Raw genomic sequence first — 21,523 nt, 5'->3', positions numbered from 1 at the left:
TGACGTCGAGTCAGGAGGTTCGTCTTTCGGCTACCACCTCCTGACCGTCGTCCTCGCAAGCGAGGACGGTACTCATCAGATTTCTTTGGAGAACGAGGCGCGGGAAATCCCGCGGACGGCCCGGCGGCGCGGGACCGTGCTGGCGAACCTGTTCTTCTACGGCCTTGACCGGCTGCGGGAGATGGCGTCGGAGCTGGACCGGGAGATCGAGCGGCGGGAGGAGGCCGGAAGCGATGAGCTCCTGGAGGAGGCGCGCGTCTACCGTGACCTGGTGGTGCTCCTGATCAAGGCGAAGTCGGCCCAGGAGATACTCGCGTCGCCCGAGGGCTCAGAGGAACGCGAGGGTGCGGAGCGGCAGCTGGAAGGTGCTGTCAAAGCGGCGATATCCGTGCTCAAGAAGATCGAATCGGTTATCCCGGGCAAGCACCTGTGGTACATGCGGATGTACTCGCAGCGTCCCGGCGAGTCGGTGCACGACGTCAACGCGAAGTTGCTGAGCGAGGACCCCGCGCGAGTGGTCAACCCGCTCACCAGCGTCGTGCTCAGCGGCCACCATTCGTATCCGACGTCCATCACGTTCACCAGGAACGAGACGGAGCTGCCTGACGACGCGGCCACGATTCTCGAGGCCCGCCTGGTCAGGACCGTGGCCAGGACCGGGCTGTGGAACGCCGACCATCTGCTGCAGCTGCCCAAACTCAGGCTCATCCATGGAGGGGAGCGCCGCGGTCTTGGCGGGGTGAAGCGCCGCGGTCCTGGCCGGCAGCGTGCTGAGGCGGTCGAGGCCTTGTTCCGGAAGCTCTTGAACGCACAACTGAAGGAGCTCCAGCTCGGTTCGCCGGGGCAGCACATCACCGCCGACAACTTCACCATCGAGTTCGACGAGGACTCCTCCGGTAGCGAGGCGGTCCGCGACACGGTGACGATCGTGTTCGACGACCGCCGCGGCGGCCCGCGCCAGTTGGCCCTGCGCGGCGCCGTCGGAACCGGCCAGCCCTGGGCCGGCGGTCTGGTCGGCGGTTCGCCCGACTCGGTCGGGACTCCGTACGAGAATCGGTGGCCGATCGGTCGTTCGGTGACGGTCGGGGGGCCGGATGTTGTCGGGGACTTGGACGAGGTGCCCGTATCCGAGGTGCCCGGTCTTGGTGGTACGGGCAAGGGTAAGGGCAAGGCTCCGGTGGCCCTGAAGTGGTCGTTCGCTTATGAGCGTAAAGTTGGGGAGGCATCGCGGCCGGTCGGGTACAGGGTCGGTGAGGCGGGCGAGGTCGAGCCGGCGCCCGGCAAGGTTCTGTCGTCGGACGGGTGGATCAGGTTCGGTTCGCGTTTCGTCCACGAGTCGGCGGACGGGCTGGACGGGTTGCTCTACGGTGACGGCTGGCTCGGTGGTGTGGCCGATGCGGATACGTTGCGGGCGCACCCGGATTTCCCGGCTGACGGGACCGCGCGGTACCGGCTTGTGGTGGTCGCGGAGGACTCGGCGATGTACCTGGTGCCGGAGTCGTCGGCCGGGGAGCGGGATGCCAAGGCGGTGAGGATCCCGCTGAAGGGCACTGTCCCGGGGCAGTCGCCTTCGGGCTCTGTGGCGCAGGCGGACGCGGTGCGGCGGCTGGACGCGCTGCGCTCGGCGGACGCGGACCCGGCGTTGCGTGACGGGCCGTTCGACCTGTCCGCGGTGGCGCGACGGGTGCTGGGCCTGGCGCCGGACGCGGCCGTCAGCCCCGACCAGTACACCGCGCTGTTCGCGGCGGCCACCGACCCGGCCGGCGGGCACGCCGAGCAGACGGGCGGTCTGGACACACTGAGGGCGGTCCACCTCAGGAATCTGGGCGTCTTCGACGCCAGGTACGCGCTCACCGCCCCGGACGGCACGGACTACGGGTGGAACTGGACAGAGGAGCAGATCCAGGACCTGGATCTGGACCAGGTCGGTGTTCAGTACAAGCAGGTCAGCGTCGTGGGTAAGCGTGACATCGTCATGGGGAAGCGTGACATGGGGGGCTCCGCGCCCTGGTCGGCCCGGGTGAACGGCCACCGGCCGTACGTCGTCCACGCCACTGGCGACCGGAACAACGTCCAGGTCAAGGACCGCCACAGCATGGTCCATGAGGCGTCCAAGGGCGTCTTGGCCGAACTGCTGGCGCTGGACTCGCTCCTGGCCGGTAAGCCGCAGAACGTCCGGGTCCTGCTGCTCGTCAACGACGGTGGCGGCGGCTACGTCGAACTGCCGGGCCACGTGAGTGACCGCCTTCAGCGGCACCTGCACTCGACCAGCGGCACGCTGCACCTGAAGGCCACCAACGCCTCCGCCCCGCACACCGTCGCCCTGGTCCACCTCGAAGGCGCGCCCGTGCCGCGCGGGACCTGGATCCACACGTCCCCCCGTCCGGCGAGCCGGCCCGCCGATCCGGTGACAGCCGAGGACCGTCGGATCGTCAGTCAACCCCTCACGAACAATCAAGGCCGGCCGTCCGGCCGGGCGGCGTTTACGCCGCAGGAATTCGCCGGCAGGCGCGAGGACGAGTATGGCCATCTCGACGAGATCACGACGTACCGGGCGCGGAACCCGGCGACCGACGAGGTCGGGCCCGAAGAGACCCTGGCGCCGCTCGGCTCCCCGAACACCGTCTACAACTACATAGGCCACGCCCAGCCGGGGCAAGCGGACTTCCCTCTGGAGAGCGGTTCGCCCGACGAGCGGACGGGTGAGGAGCTCGGGGACTGGATCGGCCGTCGGCGGAGCTGGCAGGACCTGCGGGAACAGCACCCGGAAGAGGCCTCGGTCAACGAGGCCGTGTGCTGGGGCGGCACTCCCACCGCCCGCCTCGACGCGCTGCACCAGGGCGCCCGGCCGCCGTTCGTCCCCGACGTGCTGCGCACCTTCTCCGTGGGCCAGTCGAGCGCCAACCGAGTGCGGGCGGCCAAGGTACGCGTCAACAAGCGGCCCATAGGGATGTCGTTTGTCGTCGAGAACGGCCGGAAAAAGTACTTCTACGTCGTCAACACGGACATCCACGGCGGGAGCGCCGGGCCCGAGTCCTGGGTGGACCTCGAAGCCCTGCCGGAGGGCGCGGAGCTGGACAAGCGGGCGCGCACGGCGAAGCTGCACACCGATGCCGGCCGGGCCACGCCCGAGGTGCGCGAGGCCACCGGGCGGCTGGTGCATGCGCTGCGGCACGTCTTCGGACACGACATCGACCACAAACCCGGCTATGACGAACTGCTGGAGGGCGCCGGCGCGCTGGAGCGGATGCGGCAGGCCGATCCGCTGCTCGCCGCCCAAACCCCCTTCCACATGGACCTGTTCGAGCGGGCGGCCCGTGCGGAGCGGTCCCGGTCGGCCGCCGGGGGCGCGTCAGCCGCGATGGACCACAACGCTCCGCCGAACAGGGACGACTACCGGAACCTGCTGCGATGGGCGGCCCGCGAGGCGACCGGGCCGGGTGGCGTAACCCGGCCGCTCACCGACCACCCCGGTCTTGGTCCGTTGAGGACACTGGGGCAGAATCTGCACACCTACCGGCAGCGGCAGGGGCAGACCAGGTTCGAGGAGCTCGTGGCCCGTGTGCTGCGCCTCTCGGGACCGCGGCCAGTGGTGGGCGAGAACGAGATCTCCGACGCGTTCTGGGCGATGGTCAAGGGCGCCGAATGGCAGACAAGCGTTACCGACATAGATGCCGTAGCGCGGCGGGTCCTGTACCTGCCGGCCAACCACCAGGTCGAAGAGGCCGACCGGGCTCACCTCCGTCTGCTCGTCAATCAGGCCGCTGCCTTGGGGCGCGACATCCACAACCCCGTCGAACTGGCGGCCTTCCATCTGGAGACGCTGGGCGCGTTCGGCCCGCGGACGCTGATCGCCAATGCGGACGGAACTCGGGCGGCGGGCCGGAACTGGGCCGGGAGCACCGCGCAGACGCTGCGCGTGCACACCGGCCAGGCCCTCGGCGTTGTCGGCACACCGGGTAGTTTCCGGTCCATCGGCGTGTACGAGAGCCCCTGGGTACAGCCGGGTAGGCGCGGAGCGCTCGTCCTGAGCCTGAGTCCCTCTTCGCAGCACGGACATGTCACCGTCGACTTCGGCGACGGTGTCATGCGGACGGTGCCCGTTGGGGACGCCGCCGCCCTGGCGTCGCACGACCCGCTGTTCGGCGGCATGGATCTGAAGGCGGATGCCGTGATTGTCGGCGGGGACGTGAACGGACTCGGGGACGCCCTCACGACGACGACCGGCCGGAGGTTCTGGTCCTTCCCCGGTCTCGCCATGCTCGCCCCCCTGAACGGCATGCATGCGATCGGCACGATGCAGGCCCCTCCGCTGCCGCCGGCTCCGCTACCGGCTCCGGCCACCCTGTGGAAGTCCACCTCGCCCTGGGATCTGCTGCCGCGAATTCCAGGCGGCTCCCCCCTTCAGGACCTGGGCGTGGGCGTGGACATCAACGCCATCGATCCCGCCGAGCCGGACCACACCGTTCTGCTGACGCCGACCCCGCAGGAGACAGAGGCGGCCCTCGCCGAAATACGGGCGGCTGCGGAGGCACGGCGGCCGTACGCCCACGGTCCACAGGCGACGGATCAGGGCCCGATCAATCCGGTCGAGGCGCCCCACGAGCCCCTGAGAACGCCGACGGCACCGTCCGCAGCGACCGTCACGCCCACCACCGCTCTCACCCCATCGGGCCCGGCCACGGATAACGCCCGGGCCACCCCGGCCGTCACCACGCCGAACACCACGGCCTCCACGACGAGTGCGGCGGTGAGTCACCACGGCGGTCTGAGGGGCGGATCGCCGGACACGGGTGCGGATCCGTCGCAGCTGGGATGGCCGCTCGGCCGTGCGGTGACCGTGTCGGAGCCACGTCGCGGTGGTGTCGTCAAGGTTCAGGCGCAGGACGTGCCGACGCGTACGGGTGACACCCCGGAACAGTGGTTCCGGTATGTACGTCCGTCCTCGTCCCGCAGCGTCCCCTTCAGGTACGAGGTCAGTGACCGGGGCCGGATCAAGATCCCCGGCCGGCCTGGTGGGCAGGCGCTCTCGTCGAAGGGGTGGGTGCGGTTCGGCGACGACTTCATCCATCCGACAGGTGCGTTCCTGCGGGGGGACAGCGGGTGGATCGGGCAGGTCGCCAACCTGGACACGCTGCGGAAGTCCGCTGCCTTCCTGGACTCCGAGAGCACGCCGTACACGCTGGTCGCGGGATGGGAGGGGATGTATCTCCGGCCGGACGGGCAGGAGGACGCCCCGGCCATCCGCATTCCGCTCGATCCCTCGCTGAACGCCGCCGCACCGCACCCGGACGGGCACCCGTCCCTCGTGGAAGCCGACGCGGCGCTGTACGACGTCGTACGCCATCGCCTGCCCGCAGAAACGCCGGCCCCTGGCACCGACAGTGCCCCGACGGTCTGGATTCCGGACTCCGTTGTTCGGGATCACGCGCGGGAGTGGTGGTCGCGCACGCCGGTCGCGCCCGCGTCGGGTCCCGAGTTGGTCGACGAGGTGACCGATCAGGTCGTCGCACGGCGGGAACGTGATGAGTCGCCCATCCCCTACATGCTGGAGGACGCCACCGGCGGTCTGGCCGACCCGGACCGCGGCGGTCTGGTGTTCGGCGTCGAGATCGAGTTCACCTTCCCGGAAAGCCTCACGCGGGAGCAGAGGTTCTCCGCGCTCAGGGCGATCACCGACAAACTCCGTACCGCCGGGCTCACCACGCAGCAGGAGTTCGGGAGTCACCACGCCGCCCAGACACAGGAAGGGGGCTATCAGGAGACCAGGAACGGCTGGGTCCTGGAGGGCGACGCATCGATCGGCGCCGAGTTGGTCTCTCCGCTGCTGCGCGACAGCCGGCGGACATGGGAGGACCTGGCGACCGCGTTGGGCATCATCCGCGACCACGGGGGGATCATCACGCCGGCTGCGGGGGCGCATGTCCACGTGAGCACGCGTCAGTTCGGCACCGGTACGCGACAGCGTCTCGCGTTGACCGACCTGTTCCGTGGCTACCAGAGCGCGTTGGGCAGGCTCGCGATGAACCCGCGTGCCCAGGCCCACCGCGGCCTGACCTACGCCGCGGCCCTGCCTCCAAAGACATCCGAGGGGACCGAGGGGGCCGCCCCCAACGGGGCTGTTCCACACAACTGGCTCCCCACCGAGCACTACGACGCCCTCAACTTCGAGAATGTCGTGGGCGTCGGCTCGGATCACGTCGAGTTCCGGCTGCCGGACGGAAGTCTGGACGAGGCTGAGATCCAGGTCGGGGTCAAGACCGCGCTCGGGTTGGTGCACGCCGCTCTGCGACTGGCGGACGACCCCGCCTGGCAACCGCCCAGCTACGACCCGATCGACGCGCACGCCGAATTGGTGCAGCGGGTGCGACACCCCGCCGACGGGGTGCGACAGCCCGGCGACGTCGTCGTGTTCGAAGCTGATACGCCCAGGAACACGGCCCGCCCGCGCGCGATGCTGGACACGATCTTCTGGCGGAAGGCCGACCGGGAGCAGGCCCTGGCCGCGTTCGCCGTCAAGGCATGGTTCGGTGGCCAGGGCGCGCAGCCGGGCGCCCACGGGAGTGTCGGCTGGCCCGTTCCGGACGGTGTGCCGGAGCTGGAGCCGTTGGCGTCGCTGGGGCGAATCTTCGTGGCGCGGCAGCCGGACGCTGTGGCGTTCCTCAAGGATGTCGGCGGATCGGCGACGGACTGGGACGCCGCAGGGGTTCGCGAACGCTTCGGGCGTGACGACGCCTTCGTCGTCAGGGCCGTGCCGGGTGCGCGGGGTGTTCCGGCCGTCTTCGGCCTCGAAGGCAACCAACCCCTGCGTGCTCCGGAGTTCAGCGCGCTGCTGTCCCATCTGGGCTGGTCGCCGGAGAAGCCGCTCGTCATCGTCTACCCCGGGGCGGACATCCCTCCCGCCGTGTTCAAGTGGGCGACCGGTGTGGCCGCCGTCATCGGGCAGCCGGTTCACCTCACCGTCACCGATGAGTACCTCTCCGGGGAGATCGAGATGCCGTCGGGCCAGCTGGCGGGTACCGAGGTGTTCCGGCGGGGCGGCGGTACGGTCGAAGACGACGGCTTCACGGCGGCGTTGCCGGGAGACTCGTGGCTGCGGATCGGTGGCACAGGAGCGGACCGTGCCTGGCCCGCCGGGACCGCGTACACGCGCTACGCCGGCGCGCCGACGGTACGCGAAGGCGGTCTGCCGGGCGGTGCGCCGGGCATGGTCGAGGATCCGTTGCCGGAGGGGTGGGAGATCGGCCGGCGGGTGCCGGTCGAGGGTCCGCGTCGGGGCCGCGGTCTGGCGCGTGTCGCGGTGGGGAGCGTGCCTGGCGCGGTGCGGCGGAAGGGCAGGTTCACGTATCAGCTGGCGTCGCAGAGCCCGATGCCGGTCGGGTATCAGGTCGATGCTTCGGGCGAGGTCAGGCTGCGCTGGGGACGGCTGTCGCCGGACGGCTGGTTCAGGGTCGTTGACGAATCCGGTCTGGGCGACGACTTCGTTCACCTGTCGACGGGTGCGGTGCTGTATGGGGACAGCGGGTGGATCGGCCGTGTGGACGACCCGGACACCCTGCTGGAGAAGATCGGCTCGGAACAGGTGGCAGTCGAGCCCTATCGGCTCGTGCCGGGCGACTCGGGGCTGTATCTGGTGCCCCTCGAGACGAAGGAGACTGCGGAGGCCGACGGCCCGTGGGCGGTCCACATCCCCGTGCGGGCGCTGACACCCGCGCCCAAGGCGTCCGCAGACGCCCACGACGGCCGTAGCACGACTCCCATGTCGCCCGCAGATCCGGAGCCCACCCCGGACCGGACACCCGCACGGCCTCCGACCGCCTCGGCGAGCACTGCCGCGACGGACTACGCCCTGCCGCCGCCGGCGGCCGGTGACCGGAGCCCGGACGAGGCGGGTCCCGGCGGAACGCAGGGCTCCGCGCAGGACGTGGTCACCGCACCGCAGGACGTGGTCGCCGCACCGCAGACCTCGCCGTCCGTTCCCGGCGAGCTGTCGGAGTTCGTGCGGAGCTACGGCTCCCTTCACGACGGACACGTCGGCCTGGTCCTGCACGAGCGGACCCCCGAATCCGTCCTCGACGGGCTGTACCGGCAGATCATCCAGGAGCTCGGGGTCGACCCGGACAGCCCCGACGGCTACACCCTGCGCACTCAGTTGAGCGACGTGCTGAGCGCCGAGGAGATCGAGCTGAACCGGCCCGACCTGCGCAGTTCGCAGGGCCACCGGATCACCGTCCAGCACGATCGCCTGGAGCACACCGTCGACGTGCGGCTGGCCCACGCGGGCGGCGTGCTCTCGACGAAGTACGGCCCGAACGCCGTGGGGCTGCCCGACGTCCAGGTGGAGCGCCGCGCCGAGGGAGGCCAGTCGTCCTCCGTCAGCGAGAGTTCGGGGAACGTGCGCAGCGCCTCCGTGCCCTGGACCTTGATCCGGCCGGCCAACGGTCCGGGGCCGGTGCGCTGGGGTGACGTCACGGTCGCGGTGTCCGTGATGCACAACCAGTTCGCGCAGTCCGTCACCGTGGGTGACACGCTCACGGTCACGAGCAGGCAGATCGCCAAGGACCCGGCGCACCCGATGGACTTCGGCGCGCTGTGGCAGGTCCGGGTGGACACCGCGCGTGAGACGACCGGCAACTGGCAGCCGCAGCAGTCGCACGGCCCGATCACCGCATGGATCCCCGAGCACCGCGCCTTCGACGACGGTACCGACCCGGCGGACATGCCCGAGCCGGCGGACGTGGACGACATCCCGCTGTGGGGTGTGGAGAGCGTGGGGGAGCCGCGGCGGCTGCTCGACGAACTCCGCGCGCACGAGCACTTCGGTCCGCTGAACGAGATGCACGACGCCTCGGAGCTGGAGGCCTTCCTGGCCGAGCGGATGCTGCGCGGCACCGCGCACATGCAGGTCGGCGGGGGCGTGTACTCGCCGATCCTGCTGGACGGCAGCGGCAACGCGATCGGCGTCCTCCAGCTCTCCGTCGCCGATATCGAACCGGGCCGGCCGACGGCGAAGAGCCGCGACGGCAAGTCCTCCCTGGAGACCTACCTCACGCACGGCTCCACCGTGGAGCAGTCGGGGAGGCGGAGCAGCGGGTTCTGCGTCGAGGGCACGGGCGGGCCGACGTTCTCCACCGACCGCACGGGAGGCTACCCGCACGCAGCGAGGTCGTTCGGCGGCAACCTCGTCGGCAAGGCGAACGTGAACTGGCAGGTGAACGAAGGGCTGAGCACCGAGAACAGCGCGACGCTCACGCACGGCGTCCACACGTCGAGCAGCAACCTGCTCACGCCCAGCCGGGTCACGTACCAGGTGACGCTCCACCTCGCTGGGGGCGGCACGATCACCGATACCTTCGGCCCGTGGGACGACGCCCTGCGGCTGCTGACGCCTCAAAGCGGCACGCTGACGGGGCACCGGCCCGGCCCCGACGAGCTCCGTGAGCCGCCCGAACACCTGGAGAACCTGGAGAGCATCGGGTCTTCCGATACGCCCTTCAAGGTTGAGGGGGCCGATGAGCTCTTCGACCGGGCGGAGGCATGGCTGAGGCGGGAGGGCTTCCTGCCGCCCGCCGAGCACCAGCAGTCGTTCCTCCCGGTGGACGAGCCGCTCCGCCAGGCGCAGTTGGCGAATGTGGTGCGGTTGGGGGAGATGCGCAACCGATTGGGCCTGGCCGCCTCGATGCCGGAGGCGGTGGACGGCGGGAGTCCCCGCTGGTTCGAGAAGCCCGGCACCGCCACCGGGACCCGCCGGGTGCAGCTGCGGTTCTCCGTCACCCGTGACGCGGACCGGCCGATCAAGCACACCCGGAGGCTGCCCGATGTCCACCACGTCGGGATCAGCTCGTACGAGTCCGGCGGCGGACGTCAGCGCGGTACGGCGCTGGGCGGCGCCCTGGGGTTCGGCGGCGGTTTCAACATCCCGCTCCTGGGCGGCGACTGGACGCTGAAAACCGGCCCCGACTACACCGGCGCCGGCCAGATCTCCTCCACCGCGAGCGTCGGTACCGCGACCGGTCTCGAGCAGAAGGCCGTCACGACGGAGAACGGCAGCGAGGTCTTCCGGATACCGGCCAGGCACGCCCTGGACCTGTACGAGGGATCCGACGACGTACCGAGCGTGCGCTTCGCCGATGAGGAGCCGGACGAGGAGACGGATGACGCGGTGGCTCCGGCGGGCACCGGCGGTGCCCGGGATGCCGTAGTGCTGCGGAACCCGACGGCCACCCCGGGCACCGTGCCCGGCACCGTCTCGCTGCTGGTGCCGCATTACCGCACCCGCCCGCCGAGCGCCCGCACCGGTCTCGTGCCCGCCGGGCCCCGGCCGGGGTATGTGATCCGCGAGCCGGTCACCGACGGCGGCCCGGACGACGACTATGCGCGCCTGGACATGTACGACGCGAACGGCCGCCCGCTGCCCGGCATCACCCGGCTTCCGCACGGCGCGGTCATGGACACCTTCCCCGCCACCGGCGCGCTGATGGAGGCCCTCCGCCAGATCATCGCGGGGACCTACCCGGGCCGTCCGGAAGCCGGAGTGCTCACCCGGGCCGTGCGGCGGACCGCCGCCGGTGTCTCCGGCGTGGCCACCGGCGCCGCGGGCCTGATCACCAGTGCCGCGCACAAGACCGCCGTCGCCGGGAAGAGCCTGGTCCCGGCCCGGTTCGCCGGTCACGTGAACCGGGCCGCCACGTTGGCGGGCCGAGTGGGCTCCCCCGTCGCACGGGCGGTACGCCTGCCTTTCACCTGGTCGACCCTCACCTACAAGCGCGTGTCGACCTCCGTCCTGGGCGCGGCCAAGAACGATCCGGGCACCCACGCGGCCCAGGCTCGGCACGCCGGGATCCGGCCCGCCCCGCTCATCTCCCGGGCCGGGCAGACTTTCGGGGGCCAGTATGTGATGGACGGCCTGACCCTGCCGGGCATGGCGGCGGACCGCGTCATGGTGTTGACGATCGAGGGCTATCTGCGCAATCCCCGGCATCTGGGCACCGAGAACATGACGACCGAGCACAACGTGCTCTCGGCGGACTCGGCGGGCCTGCAGTGGGGCACCCTCCTGACCCGGCAGGGCAACTTCGCGTTCACTGGGCTCCAGATGCCCCCGGACGACCCCGCGAGGCTGGTGCACCAGTTCAATCCGAGCCTGGGGTACAGGTTCGCGCGGAGCACCGAGGCATCGCGCGCGGTGAAGTCCAGTACGAAGGTGACCCGGACTCCCACCCAGGACGGGGCCCACTTTTGGATCGGCGTCGATGCCACGTTGCTGGTGACGGTCAGGTGGGGGGTGCGCAACGCGGTCGGGAACATGGTCGGGCTGGGTGCTCACGCCCCGGTGACGGTGGCGATCGATCTGCCGGCGACGTTCCTGTCTCCCGAGGAGGCGCTGGCCCGGTACGGCCGGTGGTTCGCGGGGATGGCCGGGCTGCCGTCCTTGACGCTGCCTCAGCCGAGTGTGCCGTTGCCGGACTCGTTCGCGCGGACGCGTGAGCTGATTGTGGCGAGTGTGCTGTCGGTCACTCAACTCGATGACCTGGTCAACCGCCGCGAGATCCGGGACCGGTTGCACCGGGAGCTGACCAAGCTGGTGGAGAACGAGGCGCCGGGCGCGGTGCGGCCGGGGCACTCGTCCTACCTTTCCGGTGTGGAGTCCAAGCTCGCTGACATGACCGAGCCGTCGGCGCTGCGGGCTCTGCCGGGGCGCGGTCCGGGTGGGTTCGTGCGGTTTCATTTCCTGCATGTGGCGTCCGGCGGTGCGCGGCTGGTCGAGGTGACGCTGGGGGCCGAGCCCGTCATGCAGACTCCCGCACTGCGCGGTGTGCTCGGCCGTCCGGCCGGCCAGGGCAGTGGCCTGGAGCAGGAGCAGGCGCACACCGCCCTGGCGAGGTCGGACGCCTCCACCACCAGTTGGACGCACCAGGCGGCGGCCAACGTGATCTCGCGCTATCCGCGCCCCGGCTTCACCGACCGCACGGACCGCGAGGGTCTGGCCGTCGCGCTCACCAACACGCGGTCCCGCGCGGTACGCTCCGGCAGCTCCGCGGACGACCGGAACAAGGAGCGCACGGACAGCGCGGCCGACTTCGACGGTGTCGACTACCTCTTCACCGCCTCGGTCCGCTCCGAGCTGGTGCCGGACTGGCCGGCGAACCTCCCCGGCGGAATCATCCAGGCCGGGCTGCTGTCCTTCTCGGAGCTGGACGGAAACCTGGTCGCCCGGCTGCTGGGCGCGGCCCGCCGAATGCTCTCCGCCCGCCCGGAACGCTCGGTCACGGTGCCGGCCGCCACGTTGCTGCGGTTCACCGGCTCCGAGGCCGTCACCCCGCGCGCGTACGCGGGGCCCCGGCCTCCGGCGCTGCTGGAGCAGGACCCGCTGACGATGACGCCGCAGCGGGCGATGGCGCTGGGCGTCCCTCCGTTCCCGGCGAACTCCCGTCTGGTGCCGACCGGATCGACCCCGGTCTACGAATTCAACGCCTTCCCGCAGCTGACGCGGGCCCTGCACACCGTCGCCCCGGACCTGGCCGACTCATGGGGGCTGCCCGCCAGCGCCTCCGCGGAGGCCGCCGCGACCCGTCTGGGCGAGCTGATCCAGTCCGGGGAGATCAGCGTGGACCCGCCGAGTGCGGCGGCGGGCCTCACCGACCGGATGCCCGGCAGCTGGCCCCTGGACACCCCCGGTGCCCCACCCACCGTGGCGGTGTCCCTGCACAACCCGCGGTCCGCCACGGACACGAGTGACATGGCCGTGGACCGGATACGCACCCTGACCCGCACGTCGTCGTCGTCCTCGGCGGCGGGCAACTCCTTCTCTCTCAGCGCTATGGGCACGCACAGCCTTCAGACCGGCAACGTGCAACTGCTGGCCCTCAGCTTCCCCCTGGCGGCCCAGCAGCCGCACACCGCCGCTTCCGGCACCGGTGTGACCGGTACCCGATACGACCGCTTCAGGGTCGGGCAGAGCAGCGAGCCCGCGGACCGGCGCGGCACGCGCAGCTACGAGACCCTGGTCGACACGGTCATCACGGTCAGCGGCCCCGAGGGCACCCGGTACGTCACCGGAAGCTCCACCGTACGGCTGTGGGAACGCGACGTGCTCGGCTTCGGCGTCACGCTGGCCCGCCCGGCGCCCCGGATCTATGATCTGCCCGCGATGCTCGCCGACCAGAACGCGGACGATCTGCGGGACTGGGCGCGGCATACGGTCACCGACCTGCCGGACGTGCTGGCCGACGGAATCGACGAGCAGGACGACACGGCGCAGCTCTGGCTCGCGCTGGGCGACGACCCGGACGGGGCGCGGCTGGCTCGTGCCGTGTTCGTCGCGTCGCGGACCGCGGCCGTATCCGGCAAGCCGGTCGAACTTGTGGTGCGGACCGCAGAGGGGCTGCGCCACTGGTCCTTCGACGCGGACGGCACCCTCGCCGATGCCACCGCGGCCACCGACGGCGCGTGGGGACGGGTGCGGGACGCGATCGCCGCGTACGGTCGCGCGGTCCACGGTGAGGCGACGGCGCGTCACTTCGAGGCGGAGCTTTTGCGCCGGCAACCCGGTGCGACGCAGGCCCTGGACACGACCCAGCGCGCGCTCGACACCGCCACCACCGCGCACCGGACGGCCGACCAGGCCCACCGCGATGCCGTCCGGACCGCCGAGTCCGTACGCACGGCGCTCCAAGGAGTCCGGTCCCGGATAGCGGATGCGGAGCAGGAACTCGCCCGGCTGGAGCAGGCCGTGCGTGAGGCGCAGCGGCTGTACGACGCCGCTCCGGAGGCGGAGCGGCAGGCGCGCGAGCAGTGGCGAGCGGCACAGGACGAAGCGGAGCGCCTCGAGCGGCTCATCTCCACGTCACCGGCGACCGATCCCGCCGAGGCCACCGCCCGGGAGCTGACCCTCACGGAAGCCCGGCAGGCCCGGCAGGACGCCGACGAAGCCCACACCACGATGACCGCCGTCCTCCAGCAGCGTCAGGGGCACCTGGAGGCGTTGACGGCCGCGCGTGAGGCGAGCAGCGGGATCCGAAGCGACATCGAGGAGGCACGCGAGCGGGAGGACGCCCTCACCGGGGAACTCGAACGTGCCCAGGACGCCGCGGACCTGGCCCAGGAAGAGCTGCGGCGGTCGGCCCGCGAACTGGCCCGCGGGGCCCGGGCGCACAACGCGGTCCGGGACCAGATCCGCGACATCGAGCAGGACCTGAACGCCGTCCGGCGGGAGCTGCGGAGCCACGGGTCCACCCACGCCCGCGAGTGGGGCCGGCTGCCGGGCCTCGTCGACACGCTGGACACCGCTCGCCGGACGGAGGGCAAACCGGACCTCGGCGCGGAGGATGCCGGTTCGGTTGAGGATCCGGTGGACGGCGGGAGCGACGCCGATCCGGTGGACGCGCCGCCGGCGCGGTGGACCACGCCCGACGGGGCCAGTGTGGTGGCCCGGCCCGTCACCGACCGGCACGGCCGCTGGATCGGTGAGGCGGCCTTCAACCGGGCGGACTACGAACTGCGTGCCCCGGCGCTGGGCCGGGCCGCGGACCTCACGGAGTACACCCAGTGGAATTCGGTCCCCTCCGGGGGCCTGTCCGGCGTTCAGCGCCGCATGCCGGTGACGGACGGCAGCAGCGCGTTCTGGTTCGGGCACGGTGACCCGACCGAGGACATGGCCGAGTTCGGGAAGTTCGCGGACCGGGTGGTCGAGTCGGGCCTGACCTCGATCACGGTGGTCGCGTGCTCCACGCAGTCGGCGCCGGAAACCTCGGTGGGGAAGCTGCAGCCGCTGGTGGACAGCACGCGGCTGGCGATTCACCTGGTGCCCGCTCGGATCGCGCTCGTGCCGGGCCGGGACGGCCGGCCGGACCGGCTCCATGTTGACGTGGACAGCCAGGGCGGGCCCGCCGGCTTCGTCAGCCTGCGCCCGTACGCCCGCCCCGTTTCCGCGCCCGGAGCACGGGTCGGGCAGGAGACCCTGCCGTTCGGCGACTACCCGCCCGACGCGTACTGGAACAACACGCCGCAGAGTTGGAGCGTGGAGCCGCGTTTCCCGCATCTCTACGCTCGTAAGGCCGCTGGTGTGCCCAGCCGGTACGAAGAGCTGGGCCTGGAGTACGAGACGTCGCTCAGGATGGTGTTCTCCGTCCACAAGGAGCTGAATTCTGAACTGATCAAAACCCTCGACGCTCTGTTCGCGTATTACGAACAGCACATCGGCCTCGACACGTTCAAGCTGTTCGCGCGCGGGAAGAGTCAGCAGGCCGCGGAGATGCAGTTCCAGTGGCTCATGGATGAGAAGACCCACGCCACTCTGGATGACCGGATGAGCGCCATCGCGGATGCGGTGTTCGACAATCCGGACTATCCGAAGGCGCTGGGCAGGCTGTGGGCCCTGAAGCAGAAGGAGCTGAATCCGACGGGGCGGTCGGGCGTGCCCGACGTCGTGGTCCCGTACGCTCCTGAGGTTCGTGAGCGGGCACGTGAGCTCGGTTACCGGTTCGCGATGGGGCCGGCCGAGGCGGTCACGCACCTGATGCGGGTGCGGCGCGTTCTGAAGGTGCCCGGCGGCAACCTGATGTACTTCCGTGACGCCCTGATCGCTTGGGGCCTCAGGACCCACTCGCTGGCCGAGGTGCTGGCGGCGACGCAGAAGGCCGGCGTCCGCGATGAAGTAGCGCCCTCTCGACTGGTGGACGCGGCGCGGCTGTACGCCTGGAGCGACTCCCAGCTCGATCCCCGTCGGGCCATCGACAAATCAATCATCGAGTCGTTCCGGAAGGAGTACGGATACGGCAGCCCCGTCTGGAACGCACTGAGGCAGCCGCATGAGCGGTGGTTCCATGAGGTGTGGGACGCCTTCGACGCCGAGACCCGCGCGGAACTCGAGCGCATCGCCACGATGGCCGATCTGGAGGGCGCGCGAACCCCGGCCGTGGTGGCAGGCACCCCGTCTTTCTGGCGTCGTATGGCTCTGATGGAGCTGTGGGAACGCCAGGGCATGCTGGACGGGGTGAACAACCTCAAGGCCGGGCATGTGCTCGGTCTGTATCTGGCCGCCGGTCCCGACCGGCGTCTGCTCCAGCTGCGTCCGGCGCAGAGCACTGATTCCCCCCAGGGCGAGGACCCGCATCCGTCGCTGGAAGAGACGGCGAAGGAACTGGTCGTTCAGGCATGGAAAGGCAAGGACGAGTACCCGGCGCTGTTCCGGATCGATGAGACGTTCCGTCGGCGGCTGGCTCGGGCTGAGCGGGCCAGGACAAACGATCGGAGCGAGAGCGAACAGTGGGACCAGGTCGAGAAGTTGGTCGAGCGGGCCGTGGAGGTGATCAAGGGGGAGACCGCGCAGGCCCTGAGCGGGTATCAGGCCCTGAGCGCGTATGCGGAGCTGGCGTCGGAGGCGGCCGAGCGGCTCATTCCGGTGCATCGTCGGGCGTATTTCGGCAGGTGGGCCGCCGGGTCGGTGGACGGCCCCCACACCTTCGGGAACGAGAAGAAAGACGTCCGTACGCGGTCGCTGCACATCGTGTCGGTCGACAGGCAGGCTCTGCTCGATGAGTTGCTCGGTTCCGGTGAGAACCGCGAGGGTGAGCACCTGGTGTTGTACGAGGTGCTGAAGTCCTCGGCGCGTGAGGTCGCTCCGTTCCTGCCCAAGGTCGCTCACACCGACCGGGGCAAGGCGATGTACCCCCGTGAGGTGTCGTACCGGTACATCGGCTACCGCATCGAGCGGGACGAGCGGCACAACCAGAGTTACGTCGTGGCCACCCTGAAGGAGCTTCGCCGGCCGCTGTCGCCCGAGGTGTGGGACCGGGAGTTCCAGAGCCGCACGATCCGTGGGCGGGACGGCGCACAGACCGGCATCACTCTCATGGGCTCCAGCGACGAGCTCGTCCGCGCGAACGCCGCCGCCCAGGGCGCGGCGGCGAGCACATACCGCACGTTCCAGGGTGGGACGTACAGCGATCAGGAGCATCCGGTCCTCTGGAAGCCCGGACACGTGGGCTGGCACTCCGCGCACGGCTCCGGCAAGAGCCTCGTCGTGGCGTCGCGGTACGGCTCGAAGCGGGCGAGCGGCGCCCAGGTCGGCGTCCACGCGAAGCAGCTTCTGCGCTCCTTCGGGGTACCGGACATCCCGATCGTGTACGCCTCCTGCTCGGCCGGGCGGCAACACGCCGTCAGCGCTGTGCTGGCACAGTCCGCCGCCGACTGGAGCAAGAACACCGGTTTCGCCGGCCCCACCACGCTCGGGTACGTGAGGACCGGAGCGTCCGTGACGTCCGAGAGCGGAAAGCCCCTTACGGATGACCTGCTCTTGGAGTCCACCGCCGACTACCCGGCGCCTCGGTTCACCCGGTTCACGCCCCGGCCGCTGGTCGAAACGGTGGGCCCCGAGTCGCTCGCCCAGCAGGGCGCCTGGGCCGAGGGCCTGTACACCCGGGGGAAGTGGAAGAGCCACGCCCGGGCCTACGAAGCCGCTCTGGCCCGTAAGCTCGCCGCCGATCGTGAAGCGCTCGATGCCGCGCGGCACGCGGTGGAGGCCGTCGGTGGAACCCGGCCGACAGCAACAGCCCTCAGAGACGTGATGATCGAGTTCTTCACGAGGGCGTTCCCCAAGCGCCGGTTGGGGGACTTCGAAGAGAAGCTTCCGTCCCCGAGCGCGGTCAGGGACGAGTACTTCCTGCGCGGAGTGCGGATCACCGAGAAAGATCACGAACTGCCCGGGCTGCTGTTCCAGGAGTACGCGGGACGGGCCAATCCCACGTACCCGCAGTTGCTGGCCTTCCGTAAGGCCGTGGTGGCGTGGCTGGTCGGTACGCCCATGCGGTACGCGTACTCGCTGCACGAAGTGGTGCGCGCCTCGACGAGGGCCGGGGTCGGTTTCGATGACATAGCGGACACCATCGCCGTGGCAGGCGACGGAGCGCACCTGTACCTGTGGGCGGACCATGCCTTCGCGCCCGCCGGCGAGACGCGTGTCGGACCGACCCTGCCGATGAACACCTTCTACCTCGACCTCACCGAGGACCTCTTGACGCCGCCGGTCACCGGTGACGGCCGGATCCCGGAAGGCATCGTCCGCGTGCTCCAGAGCAAGGCGGTCGACCACGACGATGTGACCGACGGCGATGTGCCCCGTAGTGGGCTGAGCGGCCGGATGGACGCCCTGGCGAACTGGCGGGGGCGCCACCGGGAGAACCTGTTGACCCTGCTGGGAGACGAGCACATCACCGCGCTGCACCTGCTGAGCGGACCGGACGGACCGGTCTTCGACTTCTGGCGGAACGCGGGGGCGCTGACCAGGGCCGAGCTGCGCCAGGGGCTTCGCGCCATCGTGGAGTCGGTGTTCGACGGCCGCGGGAGCTTTCCGTGGATGATGATGGGGGCGCCCAGGTTCCGGAGCGTTGCCCGTGCGGCTATGAGCCACTTCCGCACGATGGACGAACCCAGGCCGTTGACGAACAGGAGCCGTGTGCTCGCCCAGCACAGGGCCAGGCTGCTCAGCGCCGTCGACGATGTGGTCGACATGGTGTACGAGGACATGCCGCTGCACATCGCGGTCGCTTCCCAGGGGCTGAAGAGGCTGCCCTCGGTGGGCAGGAGTGTGTTCTGGGCGGTCCGTGATTCCGCGCCGCTGACCGGGGCGGAGGGCGAGCGACCCTCGGGAGAGCTGCACTCGGTGTGGGTGCCGGAACTTCACGGAGCGTCGCTACGACAGGACTTCGCCATGTCCGGAGTGGAGACGGGGAGCGGCCGGATCCGGGTCTTCGAGGTCGAGAGTGCCCGTTACGCGGTGGACGTGTCGCCGATCGCGTGGAACCCCTCCGTGGGGCAGACGTTCTTCAGGCAGGAGACCCTGCTCGAGGTGCGCTCCCGCGAGATTCGCGCGTACGAGAACGAGGATGGCGACCGCACGCTGTACGAGCATGTGGTCCTGAGCGAGGTGGACGAGCTGCCGGCGGACCGGCCGTGGCGGGACCGTCGTGAGCCCACGGCACCGGCCACTACGGCCACGGGTACGGCGCCTTCGGGTACGGCGCCCGCGTCCACGAGTAAGCAGGCGGCTCCGCCGGCCACGAGTGCGGGTCCGTCGTCGAAGGGTGAGGGGTCGTCGTCCAAGGCGCCTGAGGGCGCGACACCCTCCAAGCCGTCGACGGACACGGTTCCCTCGGACACCGCGCCGTCCGTGAAGTGGTACCGGGTCAAGAACGCCAGCGGTGCCGGAGTGGTGCTGGCCCAGTTCACGCCGGACGACTGGAAACAACGGGAGCCGGCCCTCCGACGGTTGGCGGACGGGTCGCCGAGCGTCGTTTTGTGGAGGACGGACGAGTCGGGTCGTTCAACCCGCCAGTTGCCCATGGAGAAGGTCATCGGCGGCCCTGTGGCGTTCTCCGTACGCCACGGACGCGACGAGCCGCATGACCTGGCCATGATGCGCAAGAACCTGGAGTTGGGCTCGGTCGACCACGTCCTTCTGCTGGAGTGCGGCACGAACGTGGGCTCGTCGGACATGGCGGATACGACGGTCCGTGAGCGGGCGAAGCGCAACCAGCTCGTGGCCAAGGAACTGGGCAAGACGGTGTGGTGGCCTTCGCATCAGACGGCCGTCACGAAGTCCCCCGATGGCAATTCGGCGCAGATCCACTTGCGAGAGGACGCCGACGGCGATCCCTCGAGCATGCTGTACAGCGTCAACGGAGGCCCCATAAAGCAGGTGTACAAGCCGGTCGCCGAACTGAAGGCGGTGCCTGAGGGCACCCGTTACCCCAGTGACGCCGACTGGAACTCCGGCCTGCCCGCCACCACCGCCGGCATCGGGGTCCCGCCGGTGCTGGGCACGGACGCGGGCGAGCTTCTCCCGCACCGCCCCGACCAGTCGCCACGCGGCTCGTCGACGGACTCCGAGCCGCCTCTCTCGCCGATGCAGGTGGACCCGAACATCGCGCAGGACATGTACGGCATCCCCAAGGGGGACTACCCCAAGTTCCGCCGGATCTCCCAATCCTGGAACAAGGTGATCACCCTACGCGCCGGCAACCCGGCCGTCCCGCCGCGGCTCGCTCAGGGGGCCCTGCCCAAGCCGTCGGCCGTAAAGGCCAAGACCATCAACGAGATCGACGTCCTTCTGGGCGCCGACCCGCAGACCGACGGCTTCGTCGGCTTCTTCGAACCCCGACTGCCCAGCCGGGACGACCAGGACGACGACACGTGGGAGGCGATCCTCGCCCGCCACAACGAGCGCCGGTACGAGTACGATCAGCTCTCACCGGTGATGCGGCGCCTGTCGGAGGCGGGCGTCATCTCCGTACGGGACGGCGTCGTATACGGCATCGAGGACGGCCGGGCCATCCCTATGACCGGCGACGTGGACATCTACGACCTCACCCACCCCGACGGAACCCGCGTCTCCCTTCAGGTCCATGACGAGATCGTCTGGTTGATGATGGCGGCGGGCACGGCCGTCATGCATGGCGCCCTCAAGTTCTGGAGCCCACCGTCGCCTTTCAGTGAGTCCGTCCAGCGAAAGATCATCGCTAAGCACGCCCCCGGTGGCGAGCCCCTGATCCGGTTCGACCCCATTGACTGGTACGCCCACCTCACGTGGGATGGCACCGCGTCGCAGGGGGCCGGCACCACCGTTCCGCACACCCACCCCGATGCCGGCGGCTCGCAGCCCGCGACGGGCCACGACGCGTGGTCCGGGAACGCGGGCTCGGCCCACGACGTCCGCACGGGCGACCCTGGGGATGACGAGACCACGGTGCCCGCGGAACCTGAGCCGGCCTCGGAGCCGCAGGCACTCGGCACGTCCGAGGAGCCTCCAACCTTTGTCGCGCGGACGGTGCCCACGACGCCGGTGGCGCGGAGCGAGGCCCGGGCGTCCTCCGAGCCCACCGCTCCGGGGGAGCCCGCGCCACCTCACCAGCGCACCGGACCGGCCACCGCCGAGCTCCATGGCACGGCCTTCACCCTCCACGCCGTCGAGGGCCCCGGCGACGCCTTCGGCGAGGCGCTGGGCCGGGCCCTGAAGGAGGCCGGCGTGGCGCCGCCGGGGACCGAAGGGGACCTGCGTGGCTGGGCCGTCGGACGGGTGACCGAGGCCGATCTGCCGGACGCCGGCCTGCCGCCGTTGGACCCCGCCCGCGACATCGAGCTCGCGGTCCTGACCGCGGATTCCGTGGGTCTCCGGCCGAGGCCCAGCCAGGAGTTGGAGGCGGCCCTGCGCGAAGGGGTGGTGTCGGCCCGTGGGCTCAAGCTCACGCCGGTCGAGCACTTCCGTCTGCTGGCCGGTTCGGCCGGCCTCTCCATCGACCCGGCCGCAACCTCGGTCGCGGTGAACGCGGCCCTCGCCACGGCTGTCGCCCGGGAGCTGGGCAGCGTCCCCATCGCCGTCGTCGGACCGGACGGTGTGCTGAGCGTGTACGGCTCGTCCGCTGAGCGGCCCGTTCTGCTGGTTCACGACGGTGACAAGTACCTGGCCGGCGTAGCGGATCCCCTCGGGCAGCCGCTGGAGCCCGATGTCACGGGCGAGAGCACGTAG

At 70.5% G+C, this 21,523-nt stretch carries 1 protein-coding gene (cut by a window edge); it reads left to right on the top strand.

Features of this window, described 5'->3' with window-relative positions; translation table 11 throughout:
• A protein-coding gene (locus AB0959_RS08645) for a lonely Cys domain-containing protein (RefSeq protein WP_366825581.1) crosses the window boundary here: on the top strand, positions 1-21,523 show its 3' portion. It extends 11,456 nt beyond the left edge of the window; 21,523 of the gene's 32,979 nt are visible here — the last part of the coding sequence; the start codon falls outside the window, past its left edge; the stop codon is at positions 21,521-21,523.

Source organism: Streptomyces sp. NPDC046862 (genome assembly GCF_040704615.1).
Lineage (GTDB): Bacteria > Actinomycetota > Actinomycetes > Streptomycetales > Streptomycetaceae > Streptomyces.
This window is presented reverse-complemented; position numbering and strand designations above follow the sequence as displayed.